A 17,544-nucleotide genomic window follows, 5' to 3' on the forward strand; every position below is an offset into this window, starting at 1 on the left:
ACCCACGTAAGGCGAAGGGAGCGATCTACAGCCTGCGGTACATCCTGTCGACCTCGCTTGTCTCGACGATGACCGGCGCAAAGCGCCTCAGTGAGCCTTTCCCGGTAACCGCCTGTTGCGCTGTGTAGCAGCGGTGGGATGTTTGTGTGGTGGCTGTCAGGTGGTGCGGCCGTGTTCGGTGTGGAGGATGACGAGGGCGGCCTTCGTGATCTGGCCGATCTTCCAGGGGTCGAGGGTGACGTTCCGCAGCGCGCGAAAGGTGACCTTGAGCAGGGCGTTCGCGCGTTCGCCGACGGCGCGTAGCGGGTTGTGGGTCCTGTTGTGGTTCTGCTGGTCGAGGGTGAGCCCGCCGCCCTTGGCTCGCTTGGCAGGGATGGTGACCTGGTCTCGTAGCCCTTCGTAGCCGAGGTCGGTGAGGATCTCACCGCCGTCGGTGGTCCAGTCCGCCGGGACCGGTAGGGCGCCGGAGGCGCGCAGGGCGGTGGAGTCGTGTTCACGGCCGGGGCGGACGTCGGAGGTCCACAGCGGCCAGCCGTCGTCCGGGGCGGAGACCACCTGGATGTTGCCGCCGTGGTGGTGGTGCTTCCCCGACCACCACAGGTCGACGCCTGTCGTCGGGCCGGGCGTACGGAGGCGGTCGGTCTCGATGACCGTGCCGTCCACGATGACGTGCCCGTGGCCTGCGAGCTTCGCGGCGAGCAGGACGCCTGGCAGGTTAGGAGTCTCTGGTGCTTCGGCTGTGGGGCCGTCATAGAGAAGTATCTTGCGGACCGTGGGCGGCAGCCCGCCGAGGTCCGCCGGATCGTCGCTCACGATGCCGTCGATCCGCTGGTGCACAGCCTCATCGAGGACTGCGGCCCGGGCTTCGCCGGCCTCGCGGATGTCAAGCCAGCACAGCTTCCTTGCGTTCACTTCGCTGCCCTTCTGCAGTCGGTTCGAGACGAGGCTCGGATTCCGCATGGACCAGTTGGGCCACCGCCGCAGCCATCCGCCGCGGGTCGTCGGCCTGGAAGATGCTGCGGCCCATGGCCACGCCGGCGGCCCCGCCGTGCAGCACGTCGCGTACGTACGCCAGAACGTCGTCCTCACTGCGGCGGGGTCCGCCGGCGCACAGCAGGGGGACGGGGCAGGCGTCCGTCAGGTCGCGCAGGGCCGGGACGGACCCGGGGAAGGGGGCCTTGACCAGGTCCGCGCCCAGGTCCACGGCGAGTGTGACCGCGTGCGCGATCAGCTCCGGATCATGCGGGTCGCTGATCCGCGGCCCGCGCGGGTACATCATCGCGAGCAGCGGCAGGTTCCACTGCTCGCAGCGCTCCGCGACCCGGCCGAGGTCCCCGATCTGCTGGCGTTCGTCGAGGGAGCCGAGGTTGACGTGCAGACTGACTGCGTCCGCACCCAGCCTGAGCGCTTCCTCCACTCCGGTGACCAGGTACTTGGCATCCGGATCGGGTGCGTGAGCGGTGCTTGCGTTGAGATGGACGATCACCGACATGCCGGTGAGACGGGCGGGACGAAGGTGCCGGAGGCTGCCCTTGTGGACGACGATGGCGTCCACGCCGGCCTCCACCAGCTGACCTGCGAGGCCGTCGATGGTGGTGCCGCGCGGCACCACGGGTCCGTCGCTGATCGAGTGGTCGAGCGGTGTGATCGCCAGCCTGGCGGGGTGCCAGCGGTGGAGCCGGGCCATCCTCAGCGCACGGGCGAAGTGCTGTTCTGTCACAGTGCCCTTCCTCTCTGCACTGTCCCGCCGCCCAGCGCTTCCCGCTCCGCTCGGGAACGCAGTGACGCTCGGTCCGGTTTCCCGTACGCGGTGAGCGGGATCTCGGCCCATCGGCTGAAGTGCGCAGGTGCNTGGGCCGAGTCGAGCGTGGCGGCCACATGGCGACTCAGCTCCTCGTCTGTGACCGAGGAACCGGGTGCCAGGACGACTGCGGCGTGCACGTGCTCGATCCGGTCCCGGTCGTGGACGCCGAAGACAACGGCATGCCGCACGTCGGGATGCTCCTGGAGCGCCGACTCGACGGCCGTCGGGTAAACCTTCTGTCCGCCGGCCTTGATCACCTGGCCGACCCGGCCGACCAGCCGCAGATAGCCGTACTGGTCCCAGTAGCCGAGGTCACCCGTGCGCAGCCAGCCGTCTCGCAGAGTGCTGTGCGTGGGGACGCCGGTCTCCAGGTAGCCGTCCATCACTGTTGTCGAGTACGTCCACACCTCCCCCACGTGGCCTCGCTCCACCTCAGCGCCGGTGTCCGGGTCACACATGCGGACCTGCACCCAGGGGAAGGGCCGCCCGACCGTCGGCAGGAGTTCGGGCTCCTGGTGGTCCAGCGGCGTGAGGCTGGAGATGCCGCCCGCTTCCGTCGTGCCGTAGAGCTGGACGATGGCGTCGCGGAAGCAGGGGACCGCCTGCGCGATCCGACGTGGCGCGGCCGGGGTGCCGCTGTAGATGAGCCGACGCAGGGACGACACATCGGTGCGGGGAAGGTCCTCATGCTCAACCAGGCGGTACAGGTGCGGAACGGCCAGATAGGTATCGGTGATCCGGTGCCTGGCGACATCGCTGAGCACGGTGCCGGCGTCAAAGCCTTCATGCAGGACCGCGCTGCCACCGGCGGCGAGGACGGAGTCGACCATGAAGCCGACAGTGTGGCTGACCGGCGTCACGGCCAGGATCCGCGACGGTAGGTGGGTATCGGTCCGGCCGGAGAACCCGCGGACGGTCGCGTTCCAGGTGCGGTACGACTGAGACAAGCTCTTGGGTTGTCCCGTGCTTCCGCTGGTGAACGTGACCAGAGCACGCGCGTCGCCGTCGTACGGGGGAAGATCAGGCAGCCGGGGCGTACGACCTGTGTCGAGCGGCACCGCGGGGTACGTTTCCGTCACGAGGGTGAGCAGCGTCGTGGCGGACGCCACGAGAGCTCGTCCCCGGTCGATGTGTGATGCGTCGACGACCAGGACGCGGGCCCCGACCTCCTCGAGGATCCGGGACTGCACCTGGCGCGACAGCATTTCGGCGTCGGTGCGGGGGTTGGCGGCCCGGACGTAGACGACGGATGCCCCGATGAGGTGTGCCGCATATCGGCAGACGAGCATCGCCGGATGATTGGACGATGCAAGGACGGCAATGGCTTCGCGTGGGCCGGCACCGCATTGCAGGAAGGTTTCTGCAGCATTCAGGATCAGCTCGGCGAGAAGCTCGGCCGTGATTTCTCTGTCACGCCAGCGCACCACGAGCGAGTTCGGCCTCTGGACCAGTCCGTAAAGAATACGGAAAGCGCAGTTCTCATGGTTTTTCCATAAATCCGGGATTTCCAAAGAGAAGGCGCCGGTGTAACTGGTCATGGTTCCACCCGTCCGGGTCTTGACGACGGTGCGCCTGTCCGGGCAGATGGTCCGGACAGGCGCACCGCTCACTACTGAGGTCAGCAGCAGGAGGATGACGACGACGACGACGAGGAGCAGCAGAGTATGCCTGAGCCAGACGACGCACCCATCTCCGGTAGCGCGACGCTGTCGGAGACCTCCAGCACCTCCAGCTCCTCGATGTCGAAGCCGGCGAACAGCTTGTCGTCCATGGGCTTCTCGCTGGCGAGAGCGCTCATTGTTCTCTCCTTCATCATGGATTGCGTCAGCCTGTAGGCCGACAATGTGATTCTGCGGTCTGATCGGTACGGAACGCAACCGCAGCCGTATGGGGTGCTGACATTTGTCACTCCTGACCTTACGCCGATCACTTGTCGTGTCGCAGAAAAGGGCAGAGAGAAGTCCAGGTAGTTAGCATGAATCTGGCCTGCCTTCGGTGTGCGATCGTGGGCCAGATACGGAGGACCGATAGATGAACGGCGCACTGCCGTCCACCCGAACAGGTATGGAGTCCGGCGGATCCGCCGACGACTGCCACGTGCTCGTGGTCGGCTACGGGCCCGTCGGCCAGTTTCTGTCCCTGTTGCTGGCCCGGCGAGGCTGGCGGGTCACGGTGACCGAGAGGCAGCCGCACCCCTACCCCCTCCCACGCGCCGTGGCCTTCGACGCACAGGCGGCCCGCGTTCTGGCAGCGGCCGGACTGCGCGCGGAACTCGGTGCCATCGGAGAGCCGTCACCGGACTACATGGTTGTGAACGGCACCGGTCGGACACTCCTGCGCATCGGCCTAAGCCCCGGAGACGAGCATCGCTGGCCGGACTCGACATCGATGTACCAGCCGCGGCTGGAGGCGGCGTTGACCGAACACGGGGAGCGGTGTGCCTCCTTGCGAGTGCTGCGGGGACAGGAGGCCCTCCGGCTCGTGGCGCGCGCGTCCCACGTCGAAGTAGGGCTGCGGGACACCGGGTCCGGTGCCGGCCGTACGGTTCGGGCGCGCTGGGTCGTGGGGTGCGACGGTGCCGGCAGCTTCGTCCGTACGGCCATGGGCGCGTCGCTGACCGACTACGGCTTCTCGCACGACTGGATGGCCTGCGACGTCGTACCGCACCATCCGGAGGAGTTCCCCGCGTGCAACGTCCAGTACGCCGATCCAGCCCGGCCGCGCGTCGCCGTCTCGGCGGGCCCTGGCCGCAGGCGCTGGGAGTTCATGCGGCTGGCCGGCGAGTCCGCCGAGGAGTTCGCCGGGGNGGCGAAGGCGTGGGACCTGCTGTCCCTCTTCGGTGTCACGCCTGCCAACGCCACGCTCGTGCGGCATGCCGTGTACACGTTTGCGGCGCGTGTCGCGAACCGCTGGCGTCGCGGGCGCGTCCTGCTCGCCGGCGACGCCGCCCACCAGATGCCGCCGTTCGCAGGGCAGGGCATGTGCTCGGGCATCGGTGACGCGGCCAATCTCGCATGGAAACTCGACCTGATCCTGGCGGGCTGCGCGGACGAGAACCTGATGGACAGTTACGAGGCGGAGCGCGCGCCGCAGGCCCGGCAGACCGTCGAGATGTCCACCCAGCTGGGCCGGATCATCTGCGTGACCGATCCGGCGGCGGCCGCCGAACGGGACCGCGCACTGCTGGCCCGCGCGACGCCGGCGACATCCGGGAAGTCGACGTCGGGACACGGCACCGACGCTGTGCCAGGCCAGGCTATGGACGGACGGTTCGCGCACCACCTGTCCGACGGCGCTCCGGGGCGAGGCACCGGACGACGTGTCCCCGAGGTGCGGCTGGGCGCTGTCGGCTCTCCGGAGCCGCGCATGGAAATCCTGGGCCAGGACTTCGTCCTGCTGGCCCTCGGCGTGCCGGAGGCACTGCTGGAGGCGGGGCTGGCCGAGCGACTTCGGGACCGGAGTGTCCGCCTGGTACAGGTCCTGCCGGCGGGCGCGGCCCCAACCGTCAGCAAGGAGTGGGAGTCCGTCGCCGACGCCGGAGGATTCCTGCGAGCCTGGCTGGACGGCATGGGCGCGCGGGCCGCGCTGATCCGCCCCGACTTCCAGGTGTTCGGCGTCGGCAGTGACCGAGCGGAGACCTCGGAGGTCGTCCGTGAACTGCTGGAGCGTGTCCGAGTCCCGCACGCCGGCGCCCTCTGACGGCGGCTGGTTGGATCCGGTACGCGAAGGGGCGTCCGCCTTTGGGTGGACGCCCCTCGATCTGCCCGGTCAGCGGAACCGCCTGCCCTCGTCCCTGCGATACGCGAAGACCGCGAGGGCCGCGAGGACCACCGACCACAGGACGAACACGATGAGGGATGTGGTACTCGGCCTGAAGTCGCCGACGGCCGCCCACATGAGTTCGACCGCGCCACGGCTCGGCACGTACGGAGCGATGGTCTCGATGAAGCCGGGAGCCTTGCCGGGGGCGGAGAGCAGGCCTCCGGCGAAGGCGATTGGGAAGAAGACGACCTGCACTACGGCGAGGGCCGCTTTGGTAGGCAGCAGGTAGCCGATGGCCAGTCCCATCAGGCTGAAGGGCAGCGAGACCAGGACGACGACACCCACAGCCGCGGCGAACCCGACCGCCGAGATGCGGGCCGGCGTGGCCACGGCAGCGATGACGACCACCGGGGCAAGAGAGACCAGCATCATCACCAGGCCGGAGATCAGTCTGCCCCCGAACTTCGGCCACGGGCCGACGGGAAGAGTCCGGGTGTAAGGGTCCCAGGGCTGGGCGCGGTCCTCGGCAACGCCGACGCCGTGCCCGAAGAGATTGCTGATCATGACGGCAAAGACGACCATCGAAGCGGTCGCGTAGGTCGCACCTGCCGGGTCGTCGCCGGTCGCCGGAACCACGAAGAAGAGCATCGAGGCCGCAGGGAAGAACGCGGAGCCGATCACCGCGATGGGGATGCGGATGGTCTGAAGGATCTGGTAACGGGCATGCAGGAGGGTCATGGACACGGAGTCTTTTCCTTCCGCGTACGGTGGACGGCGCGGCGGTGCCGGGGGCGTCAGGCGGACGAGATGGCCATGAAGGCCTCCTCGAGCGTCGTCGGCCGGATCTCCAGCCCCGAAAAGGGCGCGCCGCTGCCCACCAGGTCGCGTACGAACTGGTCAGCGTCCCTGGTCAGCACGTGGGTGCGTCCGTCGATCTCCTCGACCTTGATGACGCCCGGAAGCGACGGCAACGAAGCGGTCACCAGGCTGACGCGCTGGACGTCGACCATCCCGCGGATCGCGGTGACGGAGCCGTCGGCGAGCACCCGCCCGCCGGAGACGACCACGATCCGTTCTGCGAGCGCCTCCACCTCGTCGAGGTAGTGACTGGTCAGCACCACCGTGCCGCCTTCCTGGTGGAACGCGCGGATGTGGTCCCACAGCACCCGGCGGGCCTCCACGTCGAGGCCGGTCGTCGGTTCGTCGAGGAAGACGAGGCGGGGCCGGCCGACGAAGGCGAGGGCCACGGCCAGTCGGCGCTTCTGACCGCCGGAGAGACCACCGGTCTGACGGTGCGCCAGATCGGTCAGCCCGAAGCGGTCGAGCAGCGCATCGCGGTCCTCCGGAGCCGGGTAGTGGGCCGCGACAAAGTCGACCACCTCGCGCGCGCGCAGTGTCTCGGGCAGTCCGGTCTCCTGCGGGGTGACTCCGATGTACCGCCGGCCCGCCGGGGTCCGAGGATCCCGCCCGAACAGTTCACAACGACCCCGGTTCGGGCGACGCAGACCGGTGAGGACGTGGATCAGGGTGGACTTGCCCGCTCCGTTGGGCCCCAGAAGGCCCACCAGCTCGCCGGCCCGCACCTCGAGGTCGAGGCCGTCGAGGGCCGTCGTGCCGCCGTAGCACCGGGTGACGCCAACGGCCCGAGCGACCACCTCGGCGGCCTGCGGCGCGGGGGTCCGCGCTGGCACAGCCAGCGGCTGGTTGACCATGATCACCCCTCGTGTGCGCTGCGATGCGGGTCGGGGGCGGCAGGCGTGCCGGACGGGCCGCCGACGGGAGCGTCCAGGGGGAAGAGCCGGACGAGCCGCGCGTACGTCTGCAGTTCGTCGACCAGACTCAGGCCGAGACGGTTGTGGAACATGTGGACGTGGGAGAGCACGATGCGGCCCGGGTGGGTCGTGCCGGTTGCGCGTACCGTGTCGGCGAGTTCGGTCAGGAGGCGGTGCCACAGGGCGAAAGCACCGTGGCGCTCGGGGTCGATGCTCCCGCGTCGCGATGCCCCCGCCGTGGACAGCGCCGGGCGGTCCGCACCGGTGAGTCGATCCAACTGCTGCTCGGAGTAGCCGAATCCGGCCGCCACCATGCCGCGCCAGGCGTGCAGCGCCTGGTGGTAGTAGTCGGCCTGCTCGCCACGTCCGCCCAGCGCAGCGCCCGCCGACACCGTGGCCCGGAGTGCGACGGCCGACCGCTCCCGGGTGCCTGGCAGGCTCGGCAGATGTGTTCTGACCAGCTCGCTGGAGACCTGGAAGAGCCGTTCCGCACCAGGCATCAGCGCTGCCCCGCCGTACCGCTCGGTCTCGGGCACGAACACCGCGCGGTGGACTCCCGGCGGCAGCGGCCCCCCAGCCGTGTCCTCAGCCTCGCCGCCGGTGGCAGCCAGACGCCGAGCGGCGGTCCGGTGGCTCTCCGCGTCGAGAGGCTCCTCGCCATCGCGCAGCGTCCCGGCACGCGCGAGCCGCTCCCGCAGGGACTGTTCGACCTGTTGCGCCTCGTCGTCGTCCAAGTCGCCGACTCTGAACCGGAGATGTGGACCAGCCTGCCAGTAGCGGATGAAGAACCACGGTTTGCCAGGTACGTCGTCGACGGTGGGGCCGATCACCTCGCCGAGTACGCGGTCATGAAGGGATCCGGCCACGGACCCCAGGTGCAGATGCCACGACCGCCAGGTTGTCGGGACGTCTCCGGCTCGGACAGGGCTGCCGGGAGCGATCGTACGGTTCACGTGTGTCTCCCTCAGCTTCGCAGGTCGAGCATCAGGCCCCGGTATCCGGGAGTTCCGCCGATCACCGCCAGCACGACCATCTCCTCGGAACCGAGACCCAGGACGCGCCGTGCCGCTGCCTCATAAAAGGCCCGTACGGGCCTGGCGTACAGGCCCGACCCGGCTGCCGCGAGCGTCAGTCCGTGGGCCGCCCAGCCGCACACGTACTGGATCGTGGTCCAGCCGCCCGGACCGTAGCGGTCGACCACGACTCGGGGGTCGACCGTGAGAAACCAGATCATCGAGGCGTGCCGAACGTCGCAACCGTTGCCCGGTGCCAGAGTGTAGCCGTAGACCTCTTCGAGACGGGCCGCAGCCGTCGTGTCCGCCGCTTTCAGCACGGTGTGGCCGTCCGCGACCTCGTACACCCCGTCGCGGTGGCCCTCGATGCCCTGGATCACGACGGTCGTTCTGATCGCGTTGGACACGCCCCGCAGGACGTCTCCGGGCGGGGGCACGCCCAGCCAGCGCACCGCGTCCTGGAGCACGGCAGCCGGGAGTACCCGCCGCCGACCGTTCATGCCATACAGGCCTCGGGGCATACGTCCGGACGTGCGTGACCACAGCAGTTCGGCCCAGGACCGCTCCGCTGCCGCGGTCACGTCATCCTGGCTGGGCGCCGCGGGTCCCAGGGTGGCCGGCGCTTCGGTGAAGGTCTGGGCCCGGTTCATGGCGAGGACGTCGGCGAGCACGGGGTCGGGAACGGTATCGGCGCCCCGCCCGGTGGTCTGCACCGGTGCCGGTCGTTCGGCCAGTTCGACGGTCAGCGGCAGCGTCCACTCCCAGGCAGGGCGCAGGCCGAACTCGCGCAGCCGCCCCTGGCCGCTGTTCGGCAGCCGGAGCCGGCCGGACAGGCCGAACAACTCCAACGCCAGGCACAGGGACCGCAGTGCGATGCCCATCTCCAGGTGGACCAGCGCGCCGCGGAACCACCGGTAGCTCGCGGGCAGCCGCGTGTACCGCCCGATCAGAAGGATCTCGCAGCCGTCGGCCGAGGGGTCCTGCGGGGGGTTGGCGCCGGCGAGGTCCACCAGCGCGTTGCGGTGGACATCCAGGACCTGCCGTCGTTCGCGGTCGGCTACGAAGGCGTGCACGGGGAACTTGCTGCGCACGGACGCATAGCCGCGGTGGTCGTTGATCGGATTCTCCGGCTCGCGCCGGTGCGGGCCGAAGGCGGTGACCAAGGCGTGCCCGAGGGCTTCGGCGGATGTGCCGGCCTCGGGTGCCCTGCCGCACGGGTAGGGCATGCGCTCCAGCAGTTCCACCGTGCCCAGGGGAAGCGGGGTGGCCGGTGCGCCGGGCTCGGTGACGCGGTCGGCGGCTAGGTCGTCGCCATGGACGACATGCGCTTCGGCGGAAGCGGCACAATTAGTGAGGGCATCAAACAACAGCTGACCAGCGAGCGCTCCCGCGAGCCTGTCCGCCCCCGGCCGGGCGACTGGTCCGCCGGAGTGCCTGTGGGCCCACGACAGCGCTCTTTCCGCCGACGCGGGCCACTGCCCGGATGCTGCCGTCGCGTCGAGAACTGGTCCGACGACCGTGGCCTCGCCCAGGCTCACCGGTACCAGCCATCCGGCCGGCCGCAGGGAGACCCGGGGGGCGGGCTCGCCGTCTTCCCCGGGACACCAGAGCACCGCGTCGGCTTCGGCAAGTGCTTCTTTGAGTTCTTCCTGGTCACTGAGGAGCCGCGCTCCCAGGCGCTCCCCCACCGCCCGCACGGGGTCGAGGTCCCCATCGGGAGTAGCCAAAGCCAGGTGCCCGGCGCCTGCCCGGGCCAGTCCCCGGGCGGCTGGGGACACCACGGCCGCCGGGCCATAGAGCACCACATGTGCGGTCCGCAGGGCGGCGAAGGCCGCGTAGGGATCGTCAGTAAACGCCTCCAGGTGGGCGAGCGCCTCGGGGAAGCGATCCCGTTCGGCGATACCGGTTTCAGCCACAGTGAACCCTGCGGTGTCCAGGAGCATGTCGTGGCTGAGCAACCCGTCGACTACCTTGCGTACCGCCGGTCGGGCCTTCTCGGTGCCCAGGGCACGCACGAGATCGTCCTCGGTTGTGCCCTCCTCCAACAGCGGAACGCAGAGGTCNGCGATGGTGAACAGTAACTCCGGCCCGCGCATGACGAACTGGCTTGTCGGGCCACTGAAGTACACGCCGCCGGGGACCGGTGCGTAATGCAGGTAGGTACGCGACTTTATCTTCATTCCGGCATTCCTCCGTACTGGAACGTTCCGCCCGCTGGGCGCCCGATCTCGATGACCCACTCGGCGGCGTGCGGGCCGTCCCCGACGCCCGGCAGGGCCTCCTCCAGGTATCCGGGGCTGCGCCGTTCCATGAGCCTGGGCAGCACCCGCACGCTCAGGGCGCTCTGCAAGTCCACGTACTGCGGCTTCTGCCGTTGCCGGTGGGCCTGGGCGTCCTCGCCCGAGGCGATGGCCTCGCGGCGGTAGCCGTCGTCCAGGGGGGTCTTCAGGACGATCTCCGCCGGAATGCAGTGGCGGGCACGCCACTTGGTGAGGGCCAGCAGGCGGTCATGTTCGGCGGGCCCGGCCGCGACGGCATCAGCCATTTCCCGGCCGCCGTACCACCGGCGCCGGGAGAGTACGGCGGAACCGACGCGCAGCCGGGGACAGGGCCGGCTCGAGTCGCCGTCCCATCCGGTCGTCGAGTGCCAGCCACCGATTAGGTCCTCCATCAGCCGTCCACCGCTGACGAGCCAGGTAGCCACCCGTACGGGTGGCGGGAACAGTTCGGGGTGCCCGGCGCCGAGGGTGAGGACACGGGTGGGCCGTTCTTCCGCGTCGAGCACGGTGAGACCGTCGGTGTCCGGGTCATGGGCGAGCCGGAAGGTGAACCAGTCGTCCGGGACCAGGCCGTCGGACAGGACGGGTGCGTGGGCGTTGACGTTGAGACGGTGCAGACCGAGGTCCTCAACGAGCCGGTGGCCGTCCGTGCCGTACTGCCGTCGCAGCCGCTCGGCAAGATGGGGCAGTGCGGCACCGCCCAGGTCCCGGTCCGGGCCGAGGAACCGGCCATAGAGCATGCCGTGCCCGGCGTATGCGTCGTTGAACACCAAGTGCCCGTTCCAGGATTGCACGAGCACGCTGTGCGCCAGTGGTGCGGCACGGAACCGTGCGGGCAGTCCGGTGGCCAGTGCACGCACGTGCCCGGGGCTCCAGACCACCTCCTCGGTATCGCTTCGGGAGATGTCAGCGTAGAGCTTGTCCAGGACGTGTCGACGCAGAACCTGGAGTTCGTCGAGCGAGCCGTCGGCCGGGCCGATACCAGGGGGTACCTTGCCGTCGACGGCTCCGTTGTGCCGGTAGACCTCGGCGACCAGGTACGCCGCGTGCTCCGCCAGAGGAACGACGGCTCCGCGGCCGAACCGTTCCACGAACACGGCGGACAACAGGGCACGGACATCGTGGAGCCGGTCGAAGACTGACAGCAGTTCGACGCCGGCGGCAAGGTCATTGAGCCGGTCGCGCCAGGCAACGGTGGCCACTGTCCGGGGCGGCAGGACGTAGTCCTCCTCGACGAGGATCTGCGCGGGTCGACCCGCATGACGGCTGACGTCCGCCAGCGCGCTCCTCAGTCGGCTCAGTTCGGCCACGCGGTCCTCCGGCGGGGCGTCGGCGATGACTTTCAACCGCCGGGCCACATCGTCAAGACGGACGACCGGGCTGTCGGGCCGGTGGAGAAGCGCTGAGTAGGGCGCGTCCCCGTCCTCCGGCCCGTCGCACGTGCACAGGATACCCGCGCCCACGGCCTGTGCTATGGCTCGCACCGCCTGGTCGTAGTGGACTTCCGTCCGCTCTGCGATGTGGCCGGCGATGGCGCCGACACGGCGGGGGNCCNTNGNCGNNNNTTCCAGGACCGACTGCGCAAGGCCTGTCACCGGTGTGGACAGCCGCTGGATGCCCTTCGCCGTGGGGCGCATGAAGTACAGCCGGGCGGAGGACTCGTCGACCTCGGCCGTCGGTGGGAGCTGGACCCAGTGGTCCAGCCCGACGCCGTCCCTCGGGGCGGTCAGCCCGGCAGCAACATACCCGAGCATCACCCGGTCCAGCCCCATGAAGGGGACGGCGCTCGCGAAGCGGATCTCGTCGGGGGCCCGACCCCGGTCATCGGGCACCGCCACGCCTACGGCGGTAAAGCGGGAGAGCGGGCTGGTGCGAATCATGGCCCGGGTGACGTACTGCACCAGACCACGCTCCGACTTGCGCAGTCGCGCGGGCAGCGGACGTGAATCCGCCAGTGCGGCGCGATACCGATCGGCGCCGTCCGACACCTCGGGCGCCACCAGGGCCAGTGCGCGGCGCAGGTCGTCGTCGGCGAGCAGGGCACCCAGCCCCTCCCGCTCCCGGGCGATGGCCTGTGGATAGGTGTCCGCGATCCGTGCCCGCAGTGCGTCGCGCCGGTCCCGCGCCGCCGCCCACTGGTCCACCGCTGGCGTAACGGCCGTGCCGCTACGCGGCCGGCGGTCGTTGTGAACGTCTCGGCGCAATGCGATGAGCCGGCCGCGTGCCTCGCGGTCGGTAGTGGCGCCAATCAGCTCGTGCAGCTCGTCGGAGCACTTCTGCGCCGCTGCCGCGAGTGTCGCTTCGGCGGTAAGGAGGTCACCAAGCACTGCGGCCAGCGCGGGGTCGCTCAGCCGGGTGCGGCGCAGCAGGTTGACGCGCAGCACCCACAGGGGCTCGAGGGCTCCTGCCGCGGGTGTGGCAGGGGACGTGGCGGTCGACTCCGCCTGCTGTACGGTCATGCCCGGCTGGCCCTCCGCTCCAACCGCTCCTGCCAGGACTCCCCCAGCACCTCGTCGACCGTCTCGGCGACGGCGTAGCAGACGTAGTAGCGGTGCAGCGGGGAGACGCTCAGCAGGGGCAGCTGCTGGTAGNAGAGATTCACGAGCAGGCGGTACGAGGCGAACCACTGCGGCGGCTCGGCGATCACACCTGAGTCGTTCATGACCCGGTGGAAGTCGCTGGGCCCGGTATCAGCCATCGACGGCCGTCCCGGTGGGCCCATGGTGGCGGGGTCGAAGCCGCCGTCGAGTTCGTCAAGCCCGTCCAGGGTCAGTGCTCCGGTGAGCACGGCGTGATCGAAGACGCCCATCGTGTAGGCGAACGCCGTCTGCCAGGCGGTGTAGTGGCGATTCATGTCGCCTTTGAGGGCGGACTCGACCAGCGAGCGCAGCCGCGGCGCGTCCGACGCCAGCCTGGCCCGGAAGGCGGGACGCGGATCCTTGCGGGCCGATGCCCAGCTCAGGAAAGCCTCCACGTGCGAGCGCAGCGAGAACACACCGTAGGCGACGCCGGCGTGGTGCGCATCGGCGAGGGCCACGAAGGCTTCCAGTACGCGGGTTTCGGCCTGCGCCCCATGCTCGGCGACGTCCTCCAGTGTGTCGATCAGGGGGAGGTCCAGGCGGCCGAGGGCGACCTCGCGGAGCGCGTTGAGGGCCACGGNCCAGCGCGCGGTGTCGCTTGGGCCGAGCCGTTCGACCGTGCCGTGCGCTCGCATCGGCAGGTAGGGAGGGGGGACCCGCTCCAGGCGGCCGANCTCACGTGCCTTTTCCAGGTAGGTTTCCTCGCTGATCGCGCTTGACGGGTCGAGCGGGCCGGCATCGAGACGGTGGGCCATTTCGTCCCACGGCGGGGGGCTGCCGCCCTGGTCCACGCGCGCCACGAGGTCGACATGCGGGCCGTGTAGCCAGCCGCGTCGGAGATAGACCATTGAGGCACCGTGGGTCTCCCGCAGCTCTCGTGCAGCCGGCACGACCGTCCGCACCAGCCATCGCGGGTTGACCGTTCCGCGGGTGAAGAGGCGTAGACCGGTCACCGTGTCGTCCGACGGCGGGACCTTGGGTTCTGCTGTCTTGACAGNCACGCTGCGACACCTGTTCGGACTTGTAGGGCTGCGCGGTCGTCACCGACCGGCTCGAACGGCTGCGGCCTCCAGCCGGAACTCCGACCTCCGAGCCACCTACCGACGATCCTGCGGATCCCCAGGGCCTGCGACAACGCGTCATCGCCCAGCCCTGACAAGAGTCACGATGTGCGTGACATGGATCAGAAGGCTCTGGCTGCTCCCGCGGCGCACCGAGTGAAGTAGCGGACGAGACAGCAGCGGACAGGAGCCGAGATGTCAGCCACACAGGAGCCCGGCACGGCGCGCACACGCCCGGACAGCGGTGTCGATGTCTTCGAGGCCCACTATGCCGGAGCCCCGGGAGCCGGCTGGGAGATCGGGCGGCCTCAGCCCGTGTTCGTGGAACTCGCCCATCGAGGAGCCTTCACGGGCCGGGTGCTGGATGTCGGCTGCGGCAGTGGCGATAACGCCCTCATGACGGCCGAGCTCGGGCTGGACACCACGGGTGTGGACGCCGCTCCCAGCGGTATCGCGCTGGCGCGGCAGAAGGCGGCAGAACGCGGCTTGGAGGCTCGGTTCCTGGTCCAGGACGTCCTCGAGCTCGAAGGCCTCGGCGAGCAGTTCGACACGCTGCTCGACTGCGGGCTGTTCCATTGCTTCGCACCGCAGGACCGTGTGGCGCTGGTGGCCTCTCTCGGCGCGGCCCTGCGTCCGGGTGGACGCTGCTTCCTGATGTGCTTCAGCGACCGGCAGCAAGGCACCTGGGGTCCGCACCGGGTCTCGGAGCGGGAGTTGCGGGAGAGCTTCGCCGGTGGCTGGCGCATCGACCTACTCGCTCCTTCGCGCATCGCCGTGACATTCAATCCGGGGGCCGCCCAGGCATGGCTGGCGGCTTTGACGAGGCTGTGAAGCTGCGCAACCCGCCGTCCCGATCACATGGCCTGCGGGCCGTCAACGGAGCATCAGCATAAATTCCACCCTGCCACGGGTCAGCAACTCATCAACGGCAAATCCTTCGACATGGACCGGATCGACATCCGACCCAGGCTCGGAAGGCCGGAGATTTGGAAGATCACCAACGCCGATGTCAACGGTCTCCGAAAACGGGATCTGTCCCTGATCTTGTGATCGAAGTAGACCCGGGCGCTGTCAGGTCGCGAGGAGGACTCGTTTGCGGAGGAGGTCGAAGCTCGCGCGGCCGTACATCTGCCTCTTGATCATTTTGATGCGGTTCACGGCTCCTTCGACCTGACCGGAACTGTGCGGCAGGGTAAGCCCGTTGAGGACGGCGTCGTGGTCACGCAGGAGACCGCGGGTGAAACGGTGCAGTTCGGACAGGTCGTCGGCGTCGACCCAACCATTGAGCCGGTCCCCGTGACGACCGGTGAGCATCTGCGCGAACGCCGTGACGCGGTCGGCGGTCTGCTGGAGGTCCGGGCAGCGCGTGAGAATCGTCTTCGACGCCAGAGTCTCGTCCTCGTTGAGGTGCTCGGGGTGGGTGAGGATCCACCGGGTCACGGTGCGGACCTTGGGAGCCTACCGTGCCGCGGGTGCGGCGGTGCCACCGCCGGCGCGTAGTGGGCGCAGGTAGGCCAGAACGACGGCTCTGCTCCCGGGGTAGCCCTGGGCTCGGATCTCCCCGAACAGCTGGCTGCCGTTGGTGATCCCGGCGTTGACCCGCCCGGTGAGGTAAGGCTCCCACGGCCGCAGAATCGAGCCGCGCTCGTCGCGGGCCTTCGCCAGAACGTCGTCAACGCTGGTCGCGCGGTAGTACTTACGGACCGTTCCTCGGGCCAGACCGAGTCGGGCGGCGATCGGTTTGATGCCCACGCCCGCGGCCTTGAGCTCCTGGACGGCGGCGTACCGCTCACGGGCATGTCGCACGAACGCCCGCTGCTCGAACTGCGCGTCCCGCGCCGCGGCCACCGCGCCGTCGAGGTCCGCCCGCGGGCCGTCCACAGCCTGCTCGGTGGACGGCGGTTCCGCCAGGCAGGAACGGTGCCGGGCCACCGTCGTCTCGACATATCCGGCGAGGTTGCTCCACAGGTGGAAGCGGTCCGCCACCTGCACCGCGTCCGGAGCGCTGGTACGGGCGCCATCGGCGTAGGCACCGGCCCGGTCCCGGCAGATCACCCGCGCACCGGGATGCCCAGCCAGCCGGCGAACGTCGCCGCTTCCCGGTCAGGCAGCAGGTCCACCGGCCAGCGGCTGTCGAGATCGACCAGGACCGTCCCGTAAACCCGACCCCGGCGCAACGCGAAGTCGTCCACCCCGAGGACCGTCACCGCCCCGACCTGCGGGTCGGGCAGTGCCCGGACCCGGCGCAGCAGCGTGTTCCGACCAGCCGGAAGCCCCATCCTGCCGGCCAGGCGTGCTCCGGCTCTGCCCGCCAACGCCAACCCGATCGCTTCGATCAACCGGTCGGCGAGCGGGGTGAACCGGGCATGCGGATGTGTCAGGCCCACGACCTGCTCCGCGAACGTCACCCGTGGACAGCTCACCGCCAGGCAGCGGAACCGCCGGATCAGCAGGTCGATCTCGACGTGAGCACCCGCGATCGCCGCGTCGACCAACCGGCGGCGATACCGCCCGTGGACCCGCTCCGAGAGCACTCCGCACCCGGGGCACGCAGCAGCAGCTCCTCGAACACGAGCCCGTAACCGCAGCCGATCACCAGACCGGTCCACCCGATCGACAACGAGACCCGCCAGGTGCGGAAGGACAACCCCAAGGTCAGATCTGCGTAGTCTCTTCACCCGGTGGGTGCCTCTCGTCAGGACGTCATCGGTTGGTGGTGGTAACCCCGATTCTTCCTGCACGGCAGGCACCCGCTCACGTTCCAACGATCTACGAACTCCCAACATCACCAGCTACTGGCGGATCTAGGTCTGATCGTCGCGCCCCCTCTCATCGATGGCGTATAGATGAGAGCTTCCTGTAGCTGCCTGCGGGCTCCGGNGACCTGTGATGTCANCAGTAGTAAGCAATGAAGTTCGAAGGGCTCTGCCTTCGGTCGGCGTCAACCTTGGGCGTCGCCCTCGTCTGGCGAGTAAGGTGCTTCCGCTGAACGCTCGGGTCGTGAAAGTTCCCACTGAACTTTCCTCACCTTGTGAATTGGGAATGTGTGATTTGGACAATTGCCAGCCACTGTTTCGACGCCTTGCTCGTATGGGTGGCCGGATGGCCGGGCCGGGAGGACGCAGATCCTCTCCACTGCTGATCCGGAGTAGAGGCTCCCGTTGACCGGTCCGGAGCGGGCCCGTTCCGCCGGCTGATCCGGACGGCGGCCGACCGCGGTGCGACGACGGAGGCAGACGGCTGCTGGCTCGGCAGTGTTCGTCCGCGGCTGCTG

Annotated in this window: 12 protein-coding genes and 2 pseudogenes; 2 read left to right on the plus strand and 12 right to left on the minus strand. The window is 69.3% G+C overall.

Annotated features, from left to right (window positions below; translation table 11 throughout):
* Positions 1-156: 156 nt before the first annotated feature.
* From ALLO2_RS21285 to ALLO2_RS21300, 4 genes and pseudogenes are all read right to left on the minus strand, one after another.
* Positions 157-786 (minus strand): annotated as a pseudogene (locus ALLO2_RS21285) (transposase family protein); the annotation flags it as partial.
* Positions 787-883: 97 nt separating this feature from the next.
* Positions 884-1,720 carry a 2-amino-3,7-dideoxy-D-threo-hept-6-ulosonate synthase gene (locus ALLO2_RS21290; RefSeq protein WP_011438567.1) on the minus strand — a complete coding sequence of 279 codons (837 nt, stop codon included), beginning with the start codon at positions 1,718-1,720 and terminating at the stop codon, positions 884-886.
* Complete coding sequence (locus ALLO2_RS21295) at positions 1,717-3,342, minus strand: class I adenylate-forming enzyme family protein (RefSeq protein ID WP_157493482.1); 1,626 nt, start codon at positions 3,340-3,342, stop codon at positions 1,717-1,719. The genes ALLO2_RS21290 and ALLO2_RS21295 overlap by 4 nt, the downstream gene beginning before the upstream one ends.
* An 80-nt stretch (positions 3,343-3,422) precedes the next feature.
* Complete coding sequence (locus ALLO2_RS21300; protein ID WP_023841539.1) at positions 3,423-3,602, minus strand: thiazolylpeptide-type bacteriocin; 180 nt, start codon at positions 3,600-3,602, stop codon at positions 3,423-3,425.
* Positions 3,603-3,835: 233 nt separating this feature from the next.
* Here ALLO2_RS21300 and ALLO2_RS21305 point away from each other — a divergent pair, with 233 nt between their 5' ends.
* Positions 3,836-5,503 carry a bifunctional 3-(3-hydroxy-phenyl)propionate/3-hydroxycinnamic acid hydroxylase gene (locus ALLO2_RS21305; protein ID WP_051875502.1) on the plus strand — a complete coding sequence of 556 codons (1,668 nt, stop codon included), beginning with the start codon at positions 3,836-3,838 and terminating at the stop codon, positions 5,501-5,503.
* A gap of 69 nt (positions 5,504-5,572) precedes the next feature.
* Here ALLO2_RS21305 and ALLO2_RS21310 read toward each other — a convergent pair whose 3' ends face one another.
* From ALLO2_RS21310 to ALLO2_RS21340, 5 genes and pseudogenes are all read right to left on the minus strand, one after another.
* On the minus strand, positions 5,573-6,310 hold the full coding sequence (locus tag ALLO2_RS21310; protein WP_011438564.1) for an ABC transporter permease: 738 nt from the start codon (positions 6,308-6,310) through the stop codon (positions 5,573-5,575).
* A gap of 50 nt (positions 6,311-6,360) precedes the next feature.
* Positions 6,361-7,278 carry an ABC transporter ATP-binding protein gene (locus tag ALLO2_RS21315; protein WP_011438563.1) on the minus strand — a complete coding sequence of 306 codons (918 nt, stop codon included), beginning with the start codon at positions 7,276-7,278 and terminating at the stop codon, positions 6,361-6,363.
* A gap of 2 nt (positions 7,279-7,280) precedes the next feature.
* The gene (locus ALLO2_RS21320; RefSeq protein ID WP_011438562.1) at positions 7,281-8,291 is read right to left on the minus strand and encodes a thiopeptide-type bacteriocin biosynthesis protein; all 1,011 of its coding nucleotides are present in this window, start codon (positions 8,289-8,291) and stop codon (positions 7,281-7,283) included.
* A gap of 2,236 nt (positions 8,292-10,527) precedes the next feature.
* Positions 10,528-13,089 (minus strand): annotated as a pseudogene (locus ALLO2_RS21335) (lantibiotic dehydratase).
* The gene (locus ALLO2_RS21340) at positions 13,086-14,210 is read right to left on the minus strand and encodes a hypothetical protein (RefSeq protein ID WP_198031064.1); all 1,125 of its coding nucleotides are present in this window, start codon (positions 14,208-14,210) and stop codon (positions 13,086-13,088) included. The pseudogene ALLO2_RS21335 and the gene ALLO2_RS21340 overlap by 4 nt, the downstream one beginning before the upstream one ends.
* Before the next feature lie 255 nt (positions 14,211-14,465).
* Between ALLO2_RS21340 and ALLO2_RS21345 the strand changes: the two genes are divergently transcribed.
* Positions 14,466-15,101 (plus strand): class I SAM-dependent methyltransferase, encoded by a 636-nt coding sequence (locus ALLO2_RS21345; protein WP_011438556.1) that lies wholly within the window; start codon positions 14,466-14,468, stop codon positions 15,099-15,101.
* 240 nt (positions 15,102-15,341) lie between these two features.
* Here the strand turns inward: ALLO2_RS21345 and ALLO2_RS27580 are convergent, their stop codons facing one another.
* Genes ALLO2_RS27580 through ALLO2_RS27590 form a run of 3 tightly spaced genes read right to left on the minus strand, consistent with a single transcriptional unit; the run spans position 15,342 to position 16,765 of the window.
* Positions 15,342-15,710 carry an ISL3 family transposase gene (locus ALLO2_RS27580; protein ID WP_023841535.1) on the minus strand — a complete coding sequence of 123 codons (369 nt, stop codon included), beginning with the start codon at positions 15,708-15,710 and terminating at the stop codon, positions 15,342-15,344.
* Between the two features lie 18 nt (positions 15,711-15,728).
* On the minus strand, positions 15,729-16,325 hold the full coding sequence (locus tag ALLO2_RS27585) for an ISL3 family transposase (RefSeq protein WP_011438554.1): 597 nt from the start codon (positions 16,323-16,325) through the stop codon (positions 15,729-15,731).
* Entirely contained in the window at positions 16,322-16,765 is a 444-nt protein-coding gene (locus ALLO2_RS27590; RefSeq protein ID WP_232235240.1) for a hypothetical protein, read from the minus strand. Before ALLO2_RS27590 ends, ALLO2_RS27585 begins: the two co-directional genes overlap by 4 nt.
* Positions 16,766-17,544 lie beyond the last annotated feature (779 nt).

It is taken from the genome of Frankia sp. Allo2 (assembly GCF_000733325.1).
Taxonomy (GTDB): domain Bacteria; phylum Actinomycetota; class Actinomycetes; order Frankiales; family Frankiaceae; genus Frankia; species Frankia casuarinae.

Bases quoted from the DNA above. Each gene is read 5' to 3' on its own strand.
- ALLO2_RS21300 (WP_023841539.1), bottom strand. From the start codon at position 3,602: ATGAGCGCTCTCGCCAGCGAGAAGCCCATGGACGACAAGCTGTTCGCC.
- ALLO2_RS21315 (WP_011438563.1), bottom strand. From the start codon at position 7,278: ATGGTCAACCAGCCGCTGGCTGTGCCAGCGCGGACCCCCGCGCCGCAG.
- ALLO2_RS21345 (WP_011438556.1), top strand. From the start codon at position 14,466: ATGTCAGCCACACAGGAGCCCGGCACGGCGCGCACACGCCCGGACAGC.